Source organism: Modicisalibacter luteus DSM 23508, assembly GCF_000378505.1.
GTDB classification, from domain to species: Bacteria; Pseudomonadota; Gammaproteobacteria; order Pseudomonadales; family Halomonadaceae; genus Modicisalibacter; species Modicisalibacter luteus.
In genome coordinates, this window is the sequence record NZ_KB899989.1 from 374,604 (window position 1) to 394,487 (window position 19,884).

Consider the following 19,884-nt stretch of genomic DNA (forward strand, 5'->3'; position numbering starts at 1 on the left):
GGAAAGCCGCTCCGGCGAGAAATCGTGGAACATTGCCAGGTGACAGCCCGCCGCCTCGCCGGTATGGTGAGGCGTCCATTGTTACCGAATGCAACGCATGCTCAAGGCGCTTGCCCGCTATCCGCGCCGGTGGGCTCTACTGGCGACGGCCCTGGTGCTGCTGCTGGTGCCCCACCTTCCCTCACCACCGGAAGGCCCCCTGCTCGAAGAAATCCGTGCCCGGGACTTCATCCAGGTGCTGACGCGCAACACACCCACGACCTATTACCAGGGCCGACAGGGGCCGACCGGGTTCGAATACGAGCTGGTCCGGCGCTTCGCCGAGCACTTGGGGGTTAGCCTGTCGCTGGAAACGACCGGCACCATCAGCGATGTGCTGCATGCCGTACGCCAAGGTAACGTCGACCTGGGCTCGGCCGCCCTGCCGCTCGACGCGACGCAGCGCGGCATTCATTTCAGTCGCCCGATTCTCGAATTGCAGCCCCTGGTGGTGTTCCGGCGCGGCATGCCACCCGTCGACACCCCTCAGGAACTGCTCGGCCTGTCGATCGGAACCATCGCTGACTCGGGGGCCAGCCTGGCTCTGCGCGAGCTTCAGAAGACCTACCCGGAGTTGAGCTGGAAGGAATCCGCCGATCTCGAGGTCGCCGATCTGCTGCACATGATCGAGGCCGACGAACTTGACGCCGCGGTAATCTACGCCCATCAGTTCAAGCTCAACCGGCTATTCTTTCCAGGCGTGGAGGATGGTTTCTCGCTCGGCAAGCCGATGACCCTGGCCTGGGCCATCCCCGCCAGTAGCGGCCTGGGCCTGCTCCGCGAGGCCAACCGGTTCATCGATGAACTGCGAGAGCAAGGGCTGCTCGACACCCTGATAGAACGCCACTTCGGCCATGACGATTATCTGGAATACGTGGGGGCCCGCCTGTTCATCCGCCACGTTCACCAGCGCCTGCCCAAGTACGAAGCACTCTTCAAGGAGGCAGCACGCCAGACCGGCTTCGACTGGAAACTGCTGGCGGCCCTGGGTTATCAGGAATCGCACTGGGAGCCCGAGGCCACGTCGCCGACCGGCGTGCGCGGTCTGATGATGCTGACCCGGCCCACCGCCAAGCAGGTCGGCGTCGACAATCGCCTCGACCCCGAACAGAGCATCGACGGCGGCGCACGCTACCTGCTCAGCGTCAAGAAACGCCTGCAGGAAGAAATTCAGGAACCGGACCGCACCTGGATGGCGCTGGCCGCGTATAACGTCGGCCTGGGGCACCTCTACGATGCACAGCGCATCGCCGAGATGCGTGGCGGCAACCCGTACAGTTGGGCCGACGTACGAGAGGCACTCCCCTTGCTGCAGAAGCGCGAATGGTACGAGAAGGTCCGCCATGGCTATGCGCGTGGTGGCGAGCCAGTGATTTACGTTCGCAACATCCGGCGCTACTACGAAGTGCTCAATTACGTCGATCGCAGCCAGCAGCAGTTCTTCCAGCTCAACCAGCGTGCCCCAGACAAGGGCGAGGATGCGCCGCTGTTCGATGTCGTGCCGCCGGTCCTGTAATTCGTCAGGTCTCCCGCCGCGTGACGAAGAAGGCTTGCAGAAGTTTCTTCGACCGAGCAGCCAGCAAGCCGCCCTCGACGTGTACCTGGTGGTTGTGCCACGGCTGGGCAATCAGGTTGGCACGGGACTCAACCATGCCGGTCTTGGGCTCGGCCGCGGCATAGACCACCCGCGCCATGCGCGCATGGATGATCGCCCCGCTGCACATCATGCAGGGCTCCAGGGTGACGAACAGCGTGCAGCCATCGAGACGATAATTGCCCAGGCGCTTGGCGGCCTCGCGTAGGGCGTGTATCTCGGCGTGTGCGCAAGGATCGTGAGATGACACCGGTGCGTTAAAGCCGGTGCCCACGATCTCCCCGGCGGCATCGATCACTACCGCGCCCACCGGCACCTCGCCAGCCTCGAGCGCTTTTCGGGCCTGATCGAGGGCACGATGCATGTAGAATTCGTCACTGCGCATCGCCACGTTCTCCGGTATGCTGCAGATATTGAAACAATCGTATGAAATCCGTAGGGTCGGCGCCGGCCCCGGAAGTCGCTGAGGAACATCGTCATGACTACCCCACTCGACAAGCTGGTCTCCCTGCTGGGCATGGAAACGCTCGAGGAGAACCTGTTTCGCGGTTACAGCCAGGACCTCGGCTTTCCCCAGCTTTATGGCGGTCAGGTCTTGGGCCAGGCGCTATCGGCGGCCAGCCAGACAGTCGATCCCTCGCGCCGCGTGCACTCGCTGCATGGCTACTTCCTGCGCCCGGGCGATGCCAAGCATCCGGTAGTCTATCAGGTCGACCGTGTGCGTGACGGCGGTAGCTTCACCACTCGACGCATCAGCGCCATCCAGCACGGCAAGACGATCTTCTTCTGCAGCGCCTCGTTCCACGGCGAGGAGGACGGTTACCATCACCAGCGCAGCATGCCCGACGTGCCGCTGCCCGACGAACTGATCGACAGTGGCGAAGCCAAGGTTCATCGCTTCGAGGAGCATCCGGTGGAGTTCCTGCATCTACCCGATGACGAGAATGTCCCACCCCGCAAGCGGCTGTGGTTCCGCCTCGCCGGGGAGTTGCCCGACGAGCCTGCCCTGCACCGCTATTTGCTCGCCTACAGCTCCGATTTCAATCTACTGACCACCAGCCTGGTGCCCCACGGCACGCGCTTCGGCGACCCGCGCCTTCAGATCGCCAGCCTTGACCATGCGCTGTGGTTCCATCGCGACGTGAATATCAATGAATGGCTGCTCTACGACATGGATAGCCCTTGGGCAGGCGGCGCACGCGGCTTCTCGCGCGGCAGCCTCTATGATGCCCAGGGCTATTTGGTCGCCTCGAGCGCGCAGGAAGGGCTGATTCGCATGCGTGACTGACAGGAGCCAGGGCAGGCACTTTATGCTGGAGGCACGCAGACCTTTACGTCCAAGTAGTCCCGCAGGGACTCCAACGGCATCGGGCGGGCAAACAAGTATCCCTGGAACAGGTCGCAGCCTCGCTTTCGCAGATCCTGGTATTGCTCCGCCATCTCGACACCTTCGGCTACCACCTGAAGCTCCAGGGAGTGCGAGATATCAATGACGCCCTGTACGATCGCGGCATTACGAGGGCAGTCCAAGATATCCTGAATGAAACTACGATCCAGCTTTACCTTGTTGACCGGCAGGTCGCGCAAATAGCTCAAGCTGGAAAACCCGGTGCCAAAATCATCGACGGCAGTAGTAATCCCCTGCTTGCGCAGCAACCGCAACGTCGTGATGGTTTCTTCGGCATCTTCCATCAGGACACCTTCGGTCATTTCCACCTCAAGCCAATGAGGCGGCAATCCAGCAGTCTCGATTGTCTGCATCAGATGAGCGAAGAAATCCTGATGATGGAATTGCAGCGGAGAAATATTCACGGCGACACGGTACTGGGTGCCCTGCGCAATATTTATCGCCTGGATGTCCCGGCAAGCCTGTTGCAACACCCAATCTCCTAGCGCCGATATCTGCCCTGTCTGCTCGGCTAACGCTATGAACTTGGGCGGAGGAATATTGCCCCGCGTTGGATGGTTCCAGCGCACCAGGGCTTCAAAACCGCTGATATCACCGTCAGCTTGCAGTAGTGGCTGGTAATGTAACTCAAGATCCTCTTCTCGGATGGCATTTGCCAGGTCCCGCCGCAGCACGAGTCTTTCCTGGACCCGCTCCTTCATGTCGGGGGTATACACGCTGACATTATCTCCGCCATGCCTCTTGGCTTGGTACATGGCCAGGTCAGCATGCTGTACCAGATCCTTTGGCAGAGCCAACTCCGCCTGCGCACTAGCCAGACCAACGCTGGCGGAGACTGTCACCCAATGATCGCCGAGCTGATAAGGCTCAGCCAGGACTCGCCGTGCCTGCCTGGACAAGTCCATCCCGCATCCCTCCAGGGTCATGGAAGGCAGCAGAATCACGAACTCGTCGCCGCCGAAGCGAGCCAGTGTATCGCCTGGCCTCAGCAGGCGATTGAGCCGCTGCGCCGCCTCTTTCAGGACCTGATCCCCTGCCTCATGACCGAGGCTATCATTGATCGACTTGAAGTCGTCCAGGTCGATGAAGATGACTTCCAGTTGCCCGAGATGTCGCTGCGTCAAATGGTAATCATGTTCCAGTCGATGCTCGAGCAACGCCCGGTTGGCGACCCCTGTCAGTGGATCATGGGTACCGCTATAGGCCAGCTGCGCTTCATAGTCCATTCGCTCCGTGACGTCATGGTGAATGCCGATGAAGTGTGTAACTTTCCCGGACTCATCAGGAACAGGGGAAATATAGAGTTCATTCCAGAAAGTGGAGCCATCCTTGCGGTAGCTGAGCATCGTGACGTTAACATCCCGTTGCTCCTCGATTCGGTCGCGAACTAGCGCAATCGCCTGCGGATCAGTAGCTGGGCCAAGCAGAATACGGCAGTTATTTCCGAGCACTTCTTCCAACGTATAGCCGGACATGGCCAGAAAGGGCTTATTGGCATAGGCCACCGGCATGTCGGGCTGTAATGCATCGACGATGATGACGCCATTGGTGCTCGCTTCCACGCTACGCTGGAGCAGGCGCAGGCGCGTATCATTCCTCTTGCGCTGCGTGATATCCCGGGCAATGCCATATACCCCGATCACTTTCTCGTCGATGACAATGGGCAGATTAGTGATCGCCAAGTGAAACGTATCGCCGCTGGCCCTAAGTGCTTCGACTTCGTAGTGTTGTGGCGTTCCCTGACATGCGAGAGAGAAGACTTCGTCCACGCGCGGTAGCTCGTCAGCCACGACCAAGCGGGCATAGTGCTGTCCGACAATCTCGCCTTCGCTGTAGCCGGTTACTTGAGCTACAGCAGGATTTGCACTGGTAAATACGCCATTCAGGTCCAGCGAAAAGACAGCATCGGGATGCTGCGTAAACAGCGACCGGTAGCGTTGCTCACTTTCACGCAGGGATTGGCGGTCCTGCTTTCTTTCAATGGCTAACGCTGCTAGCGCGACCGCTCGATATAGCTGCTGAAGCTCCTTGTAGCTGGGAGACCGAGGTTCCGGATAGTACATCGCGAAGGTACCTAAAAGGCATTGCCCATTCGAAACCACCGGGTAGGACCAGCAGGCGCGTAGGCCATAGTGCGCCGCGAGATGTCGATATTCGCTCCAGCATGCGTCGTGTTGGATATTTTCGGTGACCACGAGCCGCTGGAAGTAGGCCGCCCTTCCGCAACTGCCCGACTCAGGACCAACGGGCACAGCCTTCATTGCCTCTTGGTAACCTGAAGGCACATTGCCAGCTACCAGGCTAAGCGCCCCCGCCTCAGGATCCAACAGCATGACGGTACTGAGCGTACCGGGAGCCAGCGCTTCGAGCATCAGGCAGACACGGCTCAACGTGTCCTCAAGCGGTGCATCCTGTGCAATCAGGTCATGGATGGCCTGCTGCGCCTCCAGTTCCCCTTTGTTCCTCATCATGCCGTCAGCCCGCACATCGAAATTTCGTTATGTTTAGATTGTCCAATTCCCCGAGTCCACACAACACTCAGCGGCTTTTTCCCGCCTATCGGTGAATTAGCCAAGTAAAAAAGCGCTTAAAAAGCAAATTGCCCGATTAGCCAGATCGTAAACTCTGCCGGTTGCGAACAACAACGATGGCCCTGTCAGAAGCATTTCCGCCGATCGTTAACCGAGGGAAAGGACGCTCTCTCATGCCAAGCCGATTCGCGAGCCTTCAATGTCCTTGCATGCCCCTCGTCGCCTACTGTTCTCATTCTGCACCCTGGCCATCCTGGCCATAGGGGGATTTCTTTCCTATGAGTCCTGGCAGCTTTATCGGAGCGAACTCGATAGGGTACAGAGCAGCCTGGAATCAGAGACGGTTCTGCTCGCCGAGCATGCCCAACTGGCGTTTGCAACGGCCAACCGGCTGCTAGCCGATATTGCCTGGGAGCAGCATCAGGGAACCATGGTGTCGTCGCTGAATAGTCGCCCGATGCAGCAGCGAGTAATGAATACCACGCAGTTCGTGGGCCTTGTCGTAACGGATGAGGCAGGCGCCTCCGTTTACGCCGTAACCAAGAGGCCTCTACCTCCTGACAGCTTCGCCAACCTGTCGAATTTGCAGGCACACCGTCTTGGCGCTTCCTTGATTGTGGGGCGGCCCCTGTCTTCCGGCGGGGAAGCGAGCCGCGTGATCCCGATAAGCCAACGCCTAGTGGACAACCAGGGCAAATTCGCCGGGGTCGCGATGGTGCTGCTCGACGCCGCTTACTTTCGTGACTTCTATCGCAACGTGATCAAGGACCAGACGCTGCGTATCAGCATGCTGCATCGTGACGGCAGCGTCTTGTCATTATATCCATCTCCACCTAACGAGCTGCCCACTTCGGCAGAGGGGTTGGCAGCACTTGTGTCTACCCAGCAAGCGGATACGTTACGCCTTGTTTCCCCCTTGGACGGCAGCGAACGGCTCGCGGCTTATCGTAACCTTCAGCAATGGCCTGTCGCAGTGGCCATATCTCTTGGTCATGAGGCTTTTCTCAATGAGTTGATGCCCGCCTTCCGGAGGAACGGGATTCTCTTCCTGCTGTTCGCCGGCGGCGGCGTGCTATGTACCATGCTGATCAGCCGTTCCATGGGTGAGGTATACCGGGCACGCGATGACCGCACCATGGCCCTTCGCGAGCAGGCGTCCACACTGCAATTGTGTCACGCGATCGCCAGCCGCCTCCCCAACGGCCGGGTTTTCGTTCTGGATCGACAGTATCGCTACGAGTTTGTCGAAGGCCACCTGGGCGATAACTGTCCCGCTCTGGAACCATCGGCCATGCTTGGTCGACATATCGACGAGATCTATCCAGTCGAAACGGTGAGCAAGTTGAAGCCACTCATCGCCAATGCGCTGAATGGACAGGAAAGTGAAGGGGAAATAGCGTACCGGGGCCGTGTCTTCCGTACGTTTGGCACCCCGCTACCTGACGATGACGGCCGGATTCAGCGCTGCCTTTTGCTGAGCCAGGACATTACCCAGTTCAAGGCAGATCAGGCATTGCTCGTCACAATGAATTATGAGTTGCACCGCCAAGCCAGTACCGATGGCCTGCTGGGCATTGCCAACCGCAGGGAGTTTGATCGCAGACTGGAGCAAGAATGGCAACGCAGCTTGAGAGAACGCCAGCCGCTCAGCCTGCTGCTATTGGATGTCGATTATTTCAAGCGGTACAACGATGCCTATGGACATGCCGAAGGTGATGTCTGTCTTCAGCAGATAGCTACCTCCGTCGCCGGCGTAATCCAGCGTCCAGCAGATCTGGCCGCTCGCTACGGCGGAGAGGAATTGGCCGTACTCTTGCCCAATACTGATCTGGAAGGCGCTCAGCATGTCGCCCAGCGTATCCATGCCCATCAGGCCGAGCTCGCTCTCTCCTTCCCCGAGTCCCCCATTGCCTCGCATGTCACGGTCAGCATCGGGGTAGCGACGGCGGTTCCCCTTGTAGACGACGCAGCGGCCCAGCTGGTAGAACATGCTGATCAGGCGTTGTATGCCGCAAAAGAGGCGGGGCGTAATTGTACCAAGGCGATGCCGTCTAATCCGGAAGCCGGCCTAAGCTTTTTGAAAAGGCTCGCCTAGCTCCGGAGAGTCTTGTGCCGCTTCACAACCTCAGTGCTTGCCCGATTTGCCCGGCGCATTAAGGCCTGCCCTTGGGGTCGTAACGAAAAACATGCCGCCGCCTCCAGCGAGGCGACGGCACTGGCGTTCCAACACAGCGGGCCTGTTAGGCAGCTTTCTTCATTGATGCCATATCGATGACGAAGCGATAGCGCACATCGCCCTTCTCCATGCGCTTCCAGGCTTCATTGATGTCCTGGATATCGATCATTTCCACATCACAGGTGATCCCGCGCTCGGCGCAGAAATCCAGCACTTCTTGGGTCTCTGGGATGCCGCCAATCAACGAGCCGCCAATGACGCGACGCTTGAATACCAGGTTGAAGGCTTCGATAGGCGGTTCGATCGGCTCCAGCAGACCAACCAGGATGTGCGTGCCGTCGTGCTTCAGTGCGGCCAGGTACGGGTTGATGTCGTGCTGGACCGGCACAGTGTCAAGCATGAAATCGAAGTTACCTGCGACGGCGGCCATTTGAGCCTCGTCGGTGGACACCACGACATGATCAGCACCTTGCTTCCTGGCCTCGGCAACCTTGCTCTCGGAGCGGGTGAAGATCGTCACCTCGGCACCGAAGGCCTTGGCCAGTTTGACGCCCATGTGACCCAGACCGCCCATGCCGATCACGCCGACCTTGTCGCCAGGCTTCACGCCGTAATACTTGAGCGGCGAGTAAGTGGTGATTCCGGCGCACAGCAGCGGCGCAGCAGACTTGAGGTCAATACCTTCGGGCATGCGCAGCACAAAGCGCTCGCTGACCACCACCTTGTCGGAATAACCGCCTTGAGTAAGCGTGCCGTCGTGGCGGTCCGAGCTACCGTAGGTCATGGTGAACCCTTCCAGGCAATACTGCTCCAGGCCATCGTTACAGGCCTGGCAGTGACGGCAGGAATCGACCATGCACCCCACGCCAACGATGTCGCCTTCCTTGTAGTGGGTGACATCCGGCCCCACGGCGGTCACTCGCCCGACGATCTCGTGCCCGGGCACCACGGGATAGGCGGCCATTCCCCAGTCGTCGTGGGCGAAGTGCAGGTCACTGTGACAGACACCGCAGTAGAGAATGTCGATGGCGACGTCGTCGGTGCGCAGTTCACGGCGCTCGAACGAGAAAGGGGCCAGCGGTGAGGTGGCATCGTGGGCGGCGTAACCTTTGGCTTCTGACATGCGAGAACTCCTTGTCCGTACGAATAACGCCGTGCAGTGTGGCCGCCTGTGGCGTTTCCGGCCATGCCGAATTCTGCGTTATTCCTGCCTGATTCTCTGCAACCATCTGGCATCTTTCAGACAAGCCCGGCATTTTCATGCACAATCGTCCGACATTGAACGTCCCATTCTGCGAGTTCTAGCCCATGGATACGTTGCTTGCGGCGGTCGACTCACCCGCCCGTGATATGCCTCAGGGAGCGGATACGCTGGGCCAACGCATGGCGGGATTGATTTCGCCCTTGGCCAACAGCGAAGGCTTCATTCCGACGGGCCTGCCTGGCGTGCAGATCGTGGCCTCGCAGTGCGGTCATCCGCGCACGCCCCTGATCTACGAGCCCAGCCTGATCGTGATTGCTCAAGGCCGCAAGATCGGTTATCTCGAGGATCGGGTCATCCACTACGGCGCCGGCAACTACCTGATCCAAGCTCTGCCGTTGCCCTTCGAATGCGAGACCTATGCGACCCCCGACCAGCCGCTACTGGGTGTATCGATCGCCATCAACCGGCTCATGCTCGATGAACTGGTCCGCCCGATGCAGGCGCGACGCATGACACCGCCGGCCAGATCACCGTTGCCCATGGCGGCCGTACCCATGAACGTGACGATGGGCGATGCCGTACTGCGCCTACTTGATTGCCTGAGTGATCCGCTGCGCTGCGAGACATTGGGGCCGGGGCGAATCCGCGAAGTGATGTTCGAAGCTCTCCGCGGCCCACAGGGCGATTCACTGTGGCAACTGCTGCAGGACGCCGGCAAATACTCGCGTATCGCCGATGCCTTGGCCTATCTGCATCGCTACTATGCCGAGTCGATTTCGGTGGAGCGGCTGGCGAACGAAGTCAACATGAGTCCGTCGCACTTCCATCATCACTTTAAGAACACTACCCAGCTTGCCCCCATGCAGTACCTGAAGCGTCTGCGTCTGCTCAAGGCCCGTGTGTTACTGGGGCAGCGCGCCCACAACGTCAACCGCACCGCCGCTGCAGTCGGGTATCAGAGCCCGTCGCAATTCAGCCGAGATTACAAGCGCTACTTCGGGAACAGCCCAGCCGCCGAACGCGCCAGCTAGCGCACCCGCACCTGTCATGCCAGCAGGAGCCACAACCCCTGCAGGAAGTAGAAGCCGCCTATCACGGTGACGATCCAGCGTGTCCAGTAGCGGAAGTTGGCATCGGTGAGACGCCGCAGGATGGCATTGCCCGAACGGGTTCCCAGGATGGCGAAAGGAATCGCCAGCAGCACCACGCCCCACTGGGTACTCGTCAGCGCCAAGGTAGCGGTAACATAGAAGACAATCTTGATGGCATGCGAGATGACCTGGATCGCTGCCTTGGTGGCAACAATCTGACGGCGATCCATCTGGGTACGGATGAAGAAGATATCGATGGTTGGCCCGGACACGCCTGCGGCAATAGTCAGCCCGCCCGCCACCAGGCCACAACCAAAGGCGTGGCCCGGGCGCGAGGCATCGAAGTGGAACCAGCGTTTGGGGATCCACACCAGAATCGGCATCAGTCCGATCAATAGCGAGACGATGGTAGTGTTTGGCGAGTAGTTGACCAACGCCAGCAGCAGCGCCGCCACGGCTCCTCCCGAGGCGATGATCGAGACGATGCGCCAATCGATGTAACGTCGCGAAAACCAGGCCCGCGACGCGTTGGAACAGAGCTGGATCACCCCGTGGACGACGATTGCCGAGGTAGCCGGTAGCACCAGCAGCAGGAACCACAGCAGGATCAGTCCGCCGGCCATGCCGAATACGCCGGACAATGCAGCAGTGAAGAAGACCACGACGAAGAAAGCGATAGTGAGAGGGATCGACACGATAGGCTGCCCGACGGCCAGAACGAAACGTTAGCATCTTATCATTAAGGCATATCTGAGCGCCTCATCTCGCATGAGCGAAAGCAGGAAACTAGCCAGAACCGGGCTCGCCACCTACTGTCCGGGATCACTAACATTCTTATGATTATCGGCATCTTCGTGCTGCCGTCATTGCACGCTCGGGAATCTTACGCGCCGAATCAATTGCCTGGATAGAAGCCGGCAGTTGCGGTAGTTCATTACACCAAGACATAACCTCCCGCCCCCTTTCACTCAGCGTTCTGCCCCGCGGCAAGAACGTCTCGGTGCTATCGGTAGCCAAGCGTTTCGGCCTCCCTTGTTCATAAGACCGCTATTTACTCAGCAAAAACCGTGGTTAGTCACTACGCTGGAGACGAGACGATTTAACCAGCATGGTGCTGGTTAATAGTGACCTAGACTGGGCAATGCCAATGAAAACCATGAAAAGATCTAGCACACTACTATCAGCAACCGCATTAATGCTTGGCCTGTCTGGCCCTGTCGTTGCCGCTGAAGGTGAAACGACAACTATCAAGCGTGACGAGATACAGCGTTTGCTCAAGGCCCACGCCGAGCAGGTTCCCGAGAGCTTCAAAAGCTTCCTCAAGCAGGTCAGAAACGAAACCGACAATGCAGACTTGCAGTCCGCCATTGATGGCTACCTGCAAGGTAAGCCACTTGAAGGGAGCAACTTCGTCAACCTCTACCGACTACTGGGTATCTACACCCGGTTGCACTATGGCGACGATGTGGTTGATCTGCTCGGCGAGATGGTTGCCATCCCCACCAGCAAGCAGGGTGATACCCCCCAGCACGAGAACCCTGGCATCCAGCGCTTCGGTGAGTTGATCAAGGCCAAGGCCGAGGCCTTCGGATTGGAATTCCGGAACATCGACAACCGTATCTTCGAAGTCGAACTTCCGGGCAGTTCGAACGAGGCCTTCGGCATCCTTACACATGGCGATACCGTTCCCGCAGCCGACAGATGGACCTTGGAAGACGGAACCCAGGTCGACCCGCTCGAGATCACTCGCAAGAACGGCAAGCTATATGGACGCGGCACGGAGGACGACAAGGCTTCCATCGCTGCGGCGCTCTACGCCATGAAAGCCATCAAGGAAAACGATGTTCCCTTGAAACGTACTATCCGCCTGATGATCGAAACCACCGAGGAGACAGGCGGTGAAGGCTTCGAGTACTACAAGGCACACAATGAATTGCCGGCTTACAACATCGTTCTGGATAGCGGCTACCCTGCGGTCATCGCCGAAAATGGATTTGGCACCATTGATGCCTATTTTCCGCGAGAGCAAGCCAACGGGGACGGACCCAAGATCACCGACATAACCGGCGGCCTGGCGACCAACCAGATTCCCGCCACCTCCGTGGCTACTATCGAAGCTGCCAATCCTCAGAAACTGAGCCAGACACTCAAGGCCCAAGGCCAGGCCTATGCAGAGGAGCACGGAGGAGATTTCGAGGTCACCAGCAAGGTCGAAGGCGATACGGTAAAACTCACCGTCAGGGGTAAGTCCGCCCATTCCTCGAAGCCCGAGTCGGGGCTCAACCCTGTACCACGCCTTGCCGGATTACTAGCCACATCCGATGTGCCATTCCAGGACAATCACTATTTAGCGGCGGTCGAGTACATCAACGACAACTATGGGCTGGATTACCACGGCGAAAAGCTCGGTGTCGCCTATAAACATGATTTCATGGGGCCCTTGCTGGTCTCGCCGACTTACCTGGCGCTGGATAACGACCAGCTGCGTGTCGCCGTCAACGTGCGTGCTCCCGCCGGCGAACGCTCGGTGGAGGAACTGGCCAAGGCCATTCGGGAAAAGCTGGTTTCTTACGCCGAACAGCATAATCCCGACATGCAGGTCGAAGTGGATATCCGCGATTGGATGCTGCGCGACCCCCAAGGCGCCTGGTTACAGACATTGCTGAATATCTTCGGCGATACCACTGGGCTGCCCGCCGACCCGGTATCCTCAGCCGGTAGCACGACTGCCAAGTTATTGCCCAACGCCGTCAATTTCGGTCCGTCCATGCCGGGTGAAGACTATACCGGCCATACTTCTGAAGAATTCAAGCGTATGGATAACCTGATGCTGGACATTCAGATGTTCACGGAAATGCTTGCTCGTATTGGCAATCAAGAGCGCCTGAACTGAAACGCATGGCTCGGGTGAACCAGCACATCCAACCGGTCCCGCTAGCCAAGAGCGCCTGAATGTACGGGCCTGCCTCAGGGCAGGCCCGACTTCCCTTCACGCCACCGCCGTTGGCCGGATCCCGGTCACCGGTGTCTCGCGAATCGGCCAGTGCAGCGCCATGGTCACCAGGCTCAATGCCACCCCTGCCCACCACACCACGTTATAGGTGCCAGTCGTCTCGTACAGCCAGCCGCCCAGCCATACCCCAGTGAAACTGCCGAGCTGGTGGCTGAGAAAGACGACGCCATACAGTGTCGCCATGTAGCGGGTGCCGAACATGGTCGCTACCAGCCCCGTCGTGGGTGGTACCGTGGCTAGCCACAGGAAACCCATCACGCAACTGAACACCAGCACCGTCGTCAGGCTCAGCGGCAACAGCATGAACAGGGCGATAGCCACGGCACGACCGCCGTAGATGCCTATCAGCACCAGACGCTTGGATACCTTGCCCGAGACGACCCCCGCCAGGAAGGCGCCGGCCACGTTGAATAGCCCGATCAGGCTGATCGACCAGGCAGCAACCTCCGGGTCGAATCCGGCATCCATCAAAAAGGGCGGCATGTGTACGGTGATGAATGCCAGGTGGAAACCGCAGACGAAGAAGCCGGCGGTCAGCAGCCAGTACGAAGCATGACCGCGGGCGAGCCTGAGGGTATCGCGGAAGGCTTCAGGCGAAACGACCTGACCGGCAGGCGCAGCTGGCCGGTCACTTGCCGCCAGCGGCATGGCCAGCAGGGCCATGGATAGCGACATCAATGCCATGGCATTGAGCGCGCCGCTCCAGCCCAGCCAGTCGATCAGGCCCTGGGCCACCGGGGCAAGCAGGAACTGGCCCATCGAACCCGCCGCGGTGCCGATGCCCAGCACCATCTGACGCCGGGACTCATCCACTACGCGCGCCATCGCCGGCAGTACGATGCCAAACGCCGTGCCCGCCACGCCGGCACCGACCAGCAGGCCAGCCCCGGCATTCAGCACCCACACGTCACTGACCCCGGCGGTCAGCCACAGGCCCAGTGCGTACAATAAGGTGCCGGCAAGGATGACACGCACGCTGCCGAAGCGATCGGCCAGCCCGCCGGCGATGACTGCAATCACGCCCCAAGCCAGGTTCTGGATAGCCAGGGCCAAGCCAATGACGTCACGCCCCCAGCCGTTGGCCTCATCGAGGGGCTGAACGAACAGACCGAAACTGGAACGGAAACCGAACGAGAGCATCAGGATCGTGCAGCCGCTCAGGATCAACCACCAAGTGGCCGCAGGTAGGCGGGCGGAAGACATGACAGTCCTCTCCGTGTCGTTAGCGGGGTTATTATATGCTCGGTGTTTTCCGGCAAACCGGCAAGCGAGGATGTCGGCACCGTCCTTAACCGGCCGGAAGCGGCGTTGCCGGCCTTTCAGCATCCGAGTCCTGAAAGACCACGGGGCGTCGCTTGACGCCCCGTGCTACTGCTTTCCTTCGTACCTTACAGCGATACCGCACCGAGACGACCGCTCTGGTAATCCTCGATGGCCTGCTGGATTTCCTCGTGAGTGTTCATCACGAATGGACCATGCGATACCACGGGTTCCCGCAGCGGTTCGGCATGACCGAACAGCACTACCGCCTCACTGCGTGCCACCAACGCCACGTCATCGCCGTCATCGTTCATCTCGACCAGATGCCACGGCTTCACCGCCGTCTCGTCCACGTCCAACTCACCGGCGACGATGTAAAGAAACACCGCCCTTCCGGCGGGTGCGGGCAGCGTGACTCGGCTGCCGGCATTCATCGTCACGGTCATCATTGCCACACCAGTCAATGACTCGATCGGCCCTACCTGGCCATCGAACTGCCCCGAGACAAGATTGACCGTTGCCCGGCCATCGTCGGCCGAAATCGCGGGGATCTGTTCACGTTGCAGGCCTGTATAGGCGGGCTGGGTCATCTTTAGCCGCGCCGGCAGGTTGACCCAGAGCTGAAGGATCTCCAGCGGGCCTCCACGGCGCTTGAACGATTCGGGAGACAGTTCCGCGTGGATGAGCCCCGAGCCGGCGGTCATCCACTGCACGCCTCCGGCACCAATCACGCTCTCATGCCCCCCGCTGTCGCGGTGCGCCAGCTCACCGGCCAGAATGAACGTGACGGTCTCGAAACCGCGGTGCGGGTGGGGCCCGAACGGTAACCCCTGGTTGTTGGGCCGGTACTCCTGCGGCCCGTGATGGTTGAGGAACAGAAAAGGGTCGACCTGATCGATGGCCGGACCCGGCACGGGACGACGGGTGAGAAGATCACCGATATCGTCGCGGTACGCAGGATATTGCCGATTGACTGTACGACTGGGCATGCCTTCCTCCTTGCATGACGCACGGTGCGCTGGTGCTACTCCACGATCAACCTGGCGTTCACGGGTTGCAGCGGCCGGTTATTGGCATGGCCGATCGCTTTCCGAAGGGCCTCGAGTTGTGCCGGCGAGGCCGTCACGGGATCTTTCATCACCAGCCAGCGCACGCCTTCGGTGCATGGCGGCGTGGTCAACGAGCCGTTGAGGCGGTAATAGTCACGCCGCTCCGGCAGCCATGCTGTCGCTGACACACCCTCTCCCGGCAGGGAAAGGCGTTTATCCGCCTGGCCGGGGAGCGAATCGCTAAACCCGGCCAAGGCGTCATGAGACTCGCCTTGTTCAAACATCGCCGCAATGACGGCCAGGTTGCCCTGGGCATCCGCGTGTACCAGGTGCGCTTCCATCGGATAGCGCTGGCCATCGATGGTGTACTCACTTGGTGTGTGGAAATGCACCTGCTTCAAGGCATAGCGGCGTCCGTCGAGCGTTAGGGCGTTGCCCTCGGGATAGGCGATTTTCAACGTATGGCCGGTATTGATCAGCGTCTCGCCCGGCTCGCTGTAGTCGTATGCGGGCTCGGGCAGATTACCTTCGATCATACCGGCCAGATCGACCGGCGACTGGTTCTTGCCTGAGCCGCACACATCGAACTCCGACGACAACGAGCCCCAGTGCTGGGGACCAGCCTGCCCCGAGTAGGACCATTCGCTACCACTGGCGGCGAAAAGGGGTGACGCTAGCGTCATGGTCAAAAGCGCAGTCAGTGCAGAAATCCTTGGCATGTCACATCCATTATGGCGGTACAACACATCGCGGAGTGGCGGGCAACGACACCCGCCACCCCACGCCCTTTAGCAAATTCGTTCAGAACTCCAGGCAGATCTTGCCGAAGTGCCGGCCCGATTCCTCGTGGCGGAACGCATCGGCAATCTCATCCAGGGCAAACGAGCGGTCGATCACCGGACGCAGCCCGCCGGCTTCCAAACCGCGAATCATTTCCTGCTGGTGCGTACGGCTGCCCACGATCAACCCTTTCAGGCGGGCCTGCTTGGCCATCAGCTTGGCAGTGGGAATCTCGCCGCCGCGGCCAGTGAGAACACCGATCAGCGAAATATGCCCGCCGATGCGTACGGCATCAATGGACTGCGGCAGAGTCCCGGGACCACCGACCTCGATGACGTGGTCGACCCCGCGCCCGTCGGTCAATTCCTGGACGCGCTTGCCCCACTCCGGCTCACGCTTGTAATTGAGGGTATGGTCGGCGCCTAACTCCTTGAGCCGCTCGATCTTTTCGTCGGAGGATGATGTGGCGATGACCCTAGCCCCCATCATCTTGGCCATCTGCAGGGCGAAGATCGACACACCGCCCGTGCCCAACGCCAATACCGTGTCGCCGGCCTTGAGCTGGCCATCGACCACCAGCGCACGCCACGCGGTCAGGCCGGCAGTGGTCAGCGTGGCCGCTTCGGCGTGGCTGTAGCCCTTGGGGGCATGGGTGAACCAGGTCGCGGGTCGCACCACCTGCTCGCGGGCATAGCCGTCTATGCCGTCGCCGGGCGTGGTCGTGAAATCGCCGACCCGCGCCGGGCCATCCTGCCAGTACGGGAAGAAGCAGGACACCACGGCATCGCCGACCTTGAACTCATCGACACCCTTGCCGACGGCCTCGATCACCCCAGCCCCGTCGGACATCGGGATACGGCCGTCCTCGGTGGGCATCATGCCCGCGACCACAGCGTAATCGTGAAAGTTGAGCGAACTGGCATGGAGCCGCACGCGGATCTCGCCGGGACCTGGCTCGCCCGGCGCATCGCGCTCGCTGACGTCAAGGCATTCCAGCCCACCGGGGCTGCGCAGAGTAACGACCTTCATGATTACCTCCTTGCTGATTCCATGAGCCCTTCAGCTTAGCGCGTTAAGTGTCTTGTGGAATCACCAGACCAGGGCGATTTGACGCCACTGCTACACTTCGCCCAACGATCCAAGGAACAGGAGACTGCCAATGGCCACGCCGGAAGCACTACGCGAGGCGCGCAAGCGAAAACGCGAACGCTACCCGCTGCGCACCCATCACAAGGACGACCAGGGCGAGCCGCTTTATATCAACCATCTCATCCTGGAAGATTCTCCCTACCTGCTGCAGCACGCCCACAACCCCGTCGACTGGTACCCGTGGAGCAGCGAAGCCTTCGTCAAGGCCGCTCAGGAAGACAAGCCGGTGTTCCTGTCCATCGGCTACAGCACCTGCCACTGGTGTCACGTGATGGAGGACGAGAGCTTCGACGACAAGGAGGTCGCCGAACTGCTCAATCGCTATTTCGTATCGATCAAGGTCGACCGCGAACAGCGCCCCGACCTCGACAGCATCTACATGACCGGCGTGCAGCTGATCAGCGGACACGGCGGTTGGCCCATGTCGTGTTTCCTGACGCCGGATGGCATGCCTTTCTTCGGCGGGACCTATTACCCCAAGGATCACTTCGTGGGCCTGCTCGGTCAGGTTCAGGAAATCTGGCACGACAGCCGCGAACGGCTGCTTGAGGATGCCAACACGCTTGATGCCGCCATTCGCCGGCAACTCACCATGACCGTTTCCGCCGATTTGCCGGATGGTCTGGTCGATGAGGCCGTCGCCAGCCTGCTCGAGCAGGCCGATACCGAGCACGGCGGCTTCGGCGACGCGCCAAAGTTTCCCCATGAGCCCAACCTTTTCCTGTTGCTGGAAGAGAGCCGGCGCGATGCGCGCCCACTGGCCCAACAGTTGAGCTGGCAGGTCGTCAGTCAGGCGCTCGATGGCATGCTGCGGGGTGGCATTTACGACCAGGTGGGCGGCGGTTTCCACCGCTATGCCACCGACCGGGCATGGCAGATCCCGCATTTCGAAAAAATGCTCTACAACCAGGGACAACTGGCCAGCGTCTATCTGCAGGCCTGGCAGCTTTCCGGACACGCCGAGTATCGGCGTGTCGCGGAGGAGACCCTGGACTACGTGCTGCGCGAGATGCGCTCGCCCCATGGCGGTTTCTACTCCGCTACCGACGCCGACAGTGAAGGACTGGAGGGCAAGTTCTTTGTCTGGGATTACGCCGAACTGGCCCATGAACTGGATACCGAGGCGTTGGCGCTGTGCAAGGCAGCATACGGAGCAAGCCGTGCCGGCAACTACGAAGGCACCAACGTGCTGCACCTGCCGCATCCGCTCGACACGGTTGCCGACACGCTGGGCATGCCGCGACACACGCTCGACGAGGCCATGGCCGATATCAAGCGCCGCCTTTACGCCACCCGCGCGCAACGCACTCCCCCATTATGTGATCACAAGCAGATCACCGAGTGGAATGGCATGGTAATCGCCGCTCTGGCACAGGCCGCGTTGGCCTTGGAGCGCGACGACTATCGACAAGCCGCCATCGCTGCCGCCGAGGACCTCTGGCAGCATCATCATGACGAAAACGAGGGGCGGCTGTGGCGGACCAGCCTGAATGGTACGGCCTCTATCAAAGCCCAGCTCGAGGACTATGCGCATTTCCTTCGTGCCTTGGTGGGCGTGTACGACATGACCCAGAACAGGCAATGGCTGGAACGCGCCTTTGTGCTACTCGCCGAACTGGATGAATACCATGGCGATAGCCAGCATGGCGGATACTACATTTCCCCGATGGATAGCGTGGGACCGCAACTGGTACGCAGCAAGCAGCTGATGGACGGCGCGACCATCGGGGGGAACTCACTGATGCTGCCGGTGCTTATCGCCCTTTATCAGCGCAGCGGAGAAACGGAGCTACGTACACGTGTTGAACGCCAGATCGAGGCGTTTTCCGGTCGTGTCGCGCAGGCGCCGCTAGCCGGCCCCGTGTTTCTGCAGGGGTTGCGCCAGTGGATGTCTCCCTCGCCCGAGCCGCTTCAGTATCTGGCTGAGGGCGCGATTCGGGCCGATTGCCGCATCGTTGAATCCAGCGAAACCCAATTGCAGGTCCTCCTTCGCCTCGATATAGCACCAGGCTGGCATATTCAGCAGCATGACCTGCAACGTCCCGAGTCCACACGCCTGACCGTGGTCAACCGGGACGACTGGCAGGATGTGGAACTCCATTATCCCACCCCGGAACGAGTGGGCTCGGAAAATGAGGGGTACACGGGGCGGCTCGATATCGACCTCACCGCCCGAGAACGTTCCGCCAGCCCGCTGGCGCTCGAACTCCAAGTACAGCCCTGCAACGAGTCAGCCTGCCTACCGGTAGAAACACGCACGTTCGTGATTCACAGGAATGCTTCGACAGTAACCGATCTGCCAGCCTGAACAGACTTAACGAGCCAGAGGGAAGCTACAGGCTCCCCTCTGGCAACCAGTTACTGGTTCTGATAATTACCTGCACAGAAAATGTGAAACAACACGCCAATTTATGTGCTTTGTACGTCATGTCTTACACAAAATTAAGAGATAATTGATTTAATTTTTATCATCAACATAGCCGCAAAACCCTAAAAACCACTTCTTGATCTTTTCAACAATACCCTTGCTTAAAAATAAAAATTTAACTTAATTTCCCACCTCCTTTGCCGATAAAATCTTCAAAATATC

General features: G+C 59.8%; 14 protein-coding genes. 6 read left to right on the top strand and 8 right to left on the bottom strand.

Annotation, left to right across the window (positions count from 1 at the left end; translation table 11 throughout):
* Positions 1 to 97 precede the first annotated feature (97 nt).
* Positions 98 to 1,555 (top strand): membrane-bound lytic murein transglycosylase MltF, encoded by a 1,458-nt coding sequence (gene mltF, locus F568_RS0101755; protein WP_019016977.1) that lies wholly within the window; start codon positions 98 to 100, stop codon positions 1,553 to 1,555.
* A 4-nt stretch (positions 1,556 to 1,559) separates the two neighbouring features.
* On the opposite strand, the gene tadA is transcribed toward mltF, so the two are convergent.
* On the bottom strand, positions 1,560 to 2,018 hold the full coding sequence (gene tadA, locus F568_RS0101760) for a tRNA adenosine(34) deaminase TadA (protein WP_019016978.1): 459 nt from the start codon (positions 2,016 to 2,018) through the stop codon (positions 1,560 to 1,562).
* 93 nt (positions 2,019 to 2,111) lie between these two features.
* Here tadA and F568_RS0101765 point away from each other — a divergent pair, with 93 nt between their 5' ends.
* Positions 2,112 to 2,921: an acyl-CoA thioesterase gene (locus F568_RS0101765; RefSeq protein WP_019016979.1), complete on the top strand. Its 810-nt coding sequence runs from the start codon at positions 2,112 to 2,114 to the stop codon at positions 2,919 to 2,921.
* 20 nt (positions 2,922 to 2,941) lie between these two features.
* Here F568_RS0101765 and F568_RS0101770 read toward each other — a convergent pair whose 3' ends face one another.
* Complete coding sequence (locus F568_RS0101770; protein WP_019016980.1) at positions 2,942 to 5,512, bottom strand: bifunctional diguanylate cyclase/phosphodiesterase; 2,571 nt, start codon at positions 5,510 to 5,512, stop codon at positions 2,942 to 2,944.
* A gap of 259 nt (positions 5,513 to 5,771) precedes the next feature.
* Between F568_RS0101770 and F568_RS0101775 the strand changes: the two genes are divergently transcribed.
* Positions 5,772 to 7,667, top strand: a complete 1,896-nt coding sequence (locus tag F568_RS0101775; protein ID WP_019016981.1) for a diguanylate cyclase domain-containing protein — start codon at positions 5,772 to 5,774, stop codon at positions 7,665 to 7,667.
* Between the two features lie 145 nt (positions 7,668 to 7,812).
* On the opposite strand, the gene F568_RS0101780 is transcribed toward F568_RS0101775, so the two are convergent.
* Positions 7,813 to 8,871, bottom strand: a complete 1,059-nt coding sequence (locus F568_RS0101780) for an NAD(P)-dependent alcohol dehydrogenase (protein WP_019016982.1) — start codon at positions 8,869 to 8,871, stop codon at positions 7,813 to 7,815.
* 185 nt (positions 8,872 to 9,056) lie between these two features.
* On the opposite strand from F568_RS0101780, the gene F568_RS0101785 reads away from it, so the two are divergent.
* On the top strand, positions 9,057 to 9,983 hold the full coding sequence (locus F568_RS0101785; RefSeq protein WP_019016983.1) for an AraC family transcriptional regulator: 927 nt from the start codon (positions 9,057 to 9,059) through the stop codon (positions 9,981 to 9,983).
* Between the two features lie 14 nt (positions 9,984 to 9,997).
* Here the strand turns inward: F568_RS0101785 and F568_RS0101790 are convergent, their stop codons facing one another.
* A complete protein-coding gene (locus F568_RS0101790) occupies positions 9,998 to 10,738 on the bottom strand; it encodes a sulfite exporter TauE/SafE family protein (RefSeq protein ID WP_019016984.1) in 741 nt (246 codons plus the stop codon).
* Positions 10,739 to 11,199: 461 nt separating this feature from the next.
* Between F568_RS0101790 and F568_RS0101800 the strand changes: the two genes are divergently transcribed.
* Positions 11,200 to 12,936, top strand: a complete 1,737-nt coding sequence (locus F568_RS0101800; RefSeq protein ID WP_026300269.1) for a dipeptidase — start codon at positions 11,200 to 11,202, stop codon at positions 12,934 to 12,936.
* 96 nt (positions 12,937 to 13,032) lie between these two features.
* On the opposite strand, the gene F568_RS0101805 is transcribed toward F568_RS0101800, so the two are convergent.
* The 4 genes from F568_RS0101805 to F568_RS0101820 form a co-directional block, all read right to left on the bottom strand.
* Positions 13,033 to 14,259 carry an MFS transporter gene (locus F568_RS0101805; protein ID WP_019016986.1) on the bottom strand — a complete coding sequence of 409 codons (1,227 nt, stop codon included), beginning with the start codon at positions 14,257 to 14,259 and terminating at the stop codon, positions 13,033 to 13,035.
* A 185-nt stretch (positions 14,260 to 14,444) separates the two neighbouring features.
* The gene (locus tag F568_RS0101810) at positions 14,445 to 15,305 is read right to left on the bottom strand and encodes a pirin family protein (protein WP_019016987.1); all 861 of its coding nucleotides are present in this window, start codon (positions 15,303 to 15,305) and stop codon (positions 14,445 to 14,447) included.
* A 35-nt stretch (positions 15,306 to 15,340) separates the two neighbouring features.
* Positions 15,341 to 16,084 carry a carbonic anhydrase gene (locus F568_RS0101815; RefSeq protein ID WP_156817315.1) on the bottom strand — a complete coding sequence of 248 codons (744 nt, stop codon included), beginning with the start codon at positions 16,082 to 16,084 and terminating at the stop codon, positions 15,341 to 15,343.
* An 82-nt stretch (positions 16,085 to 16,166) separates the two neighbouring features.
* Positions 16,167 to 17,174, bottom strand: coding sequence for a zinc-dependent alcohol dehydrogenase family protein (locus F568_RS0101820; protein WP_019016989.1), 1,008 nt, complete (start codon positions 17,172 to 17,174; stop codon positions 16,167 to 16,169).
* A gap of 130 nt (positions 17,175 to 17,304) precedes the next feature.
* Between F568_RS0101820 and F568_RS21960 the strand changes: the two genes are divergently transcribed.
* Positions 17,305 to 19,602, top strand: coding sequence for a DUF255 domain-containing protein (locus tag F568_RS21960; RefSeq protein ID WP_019016990.1), 2,298 nt, complete (start codon positions 17,305 to 17,307; stop codon positions 19,600 to 19,602).
* Positions 19,603 to 19,884: the final 282 nt, after the last annotated feature.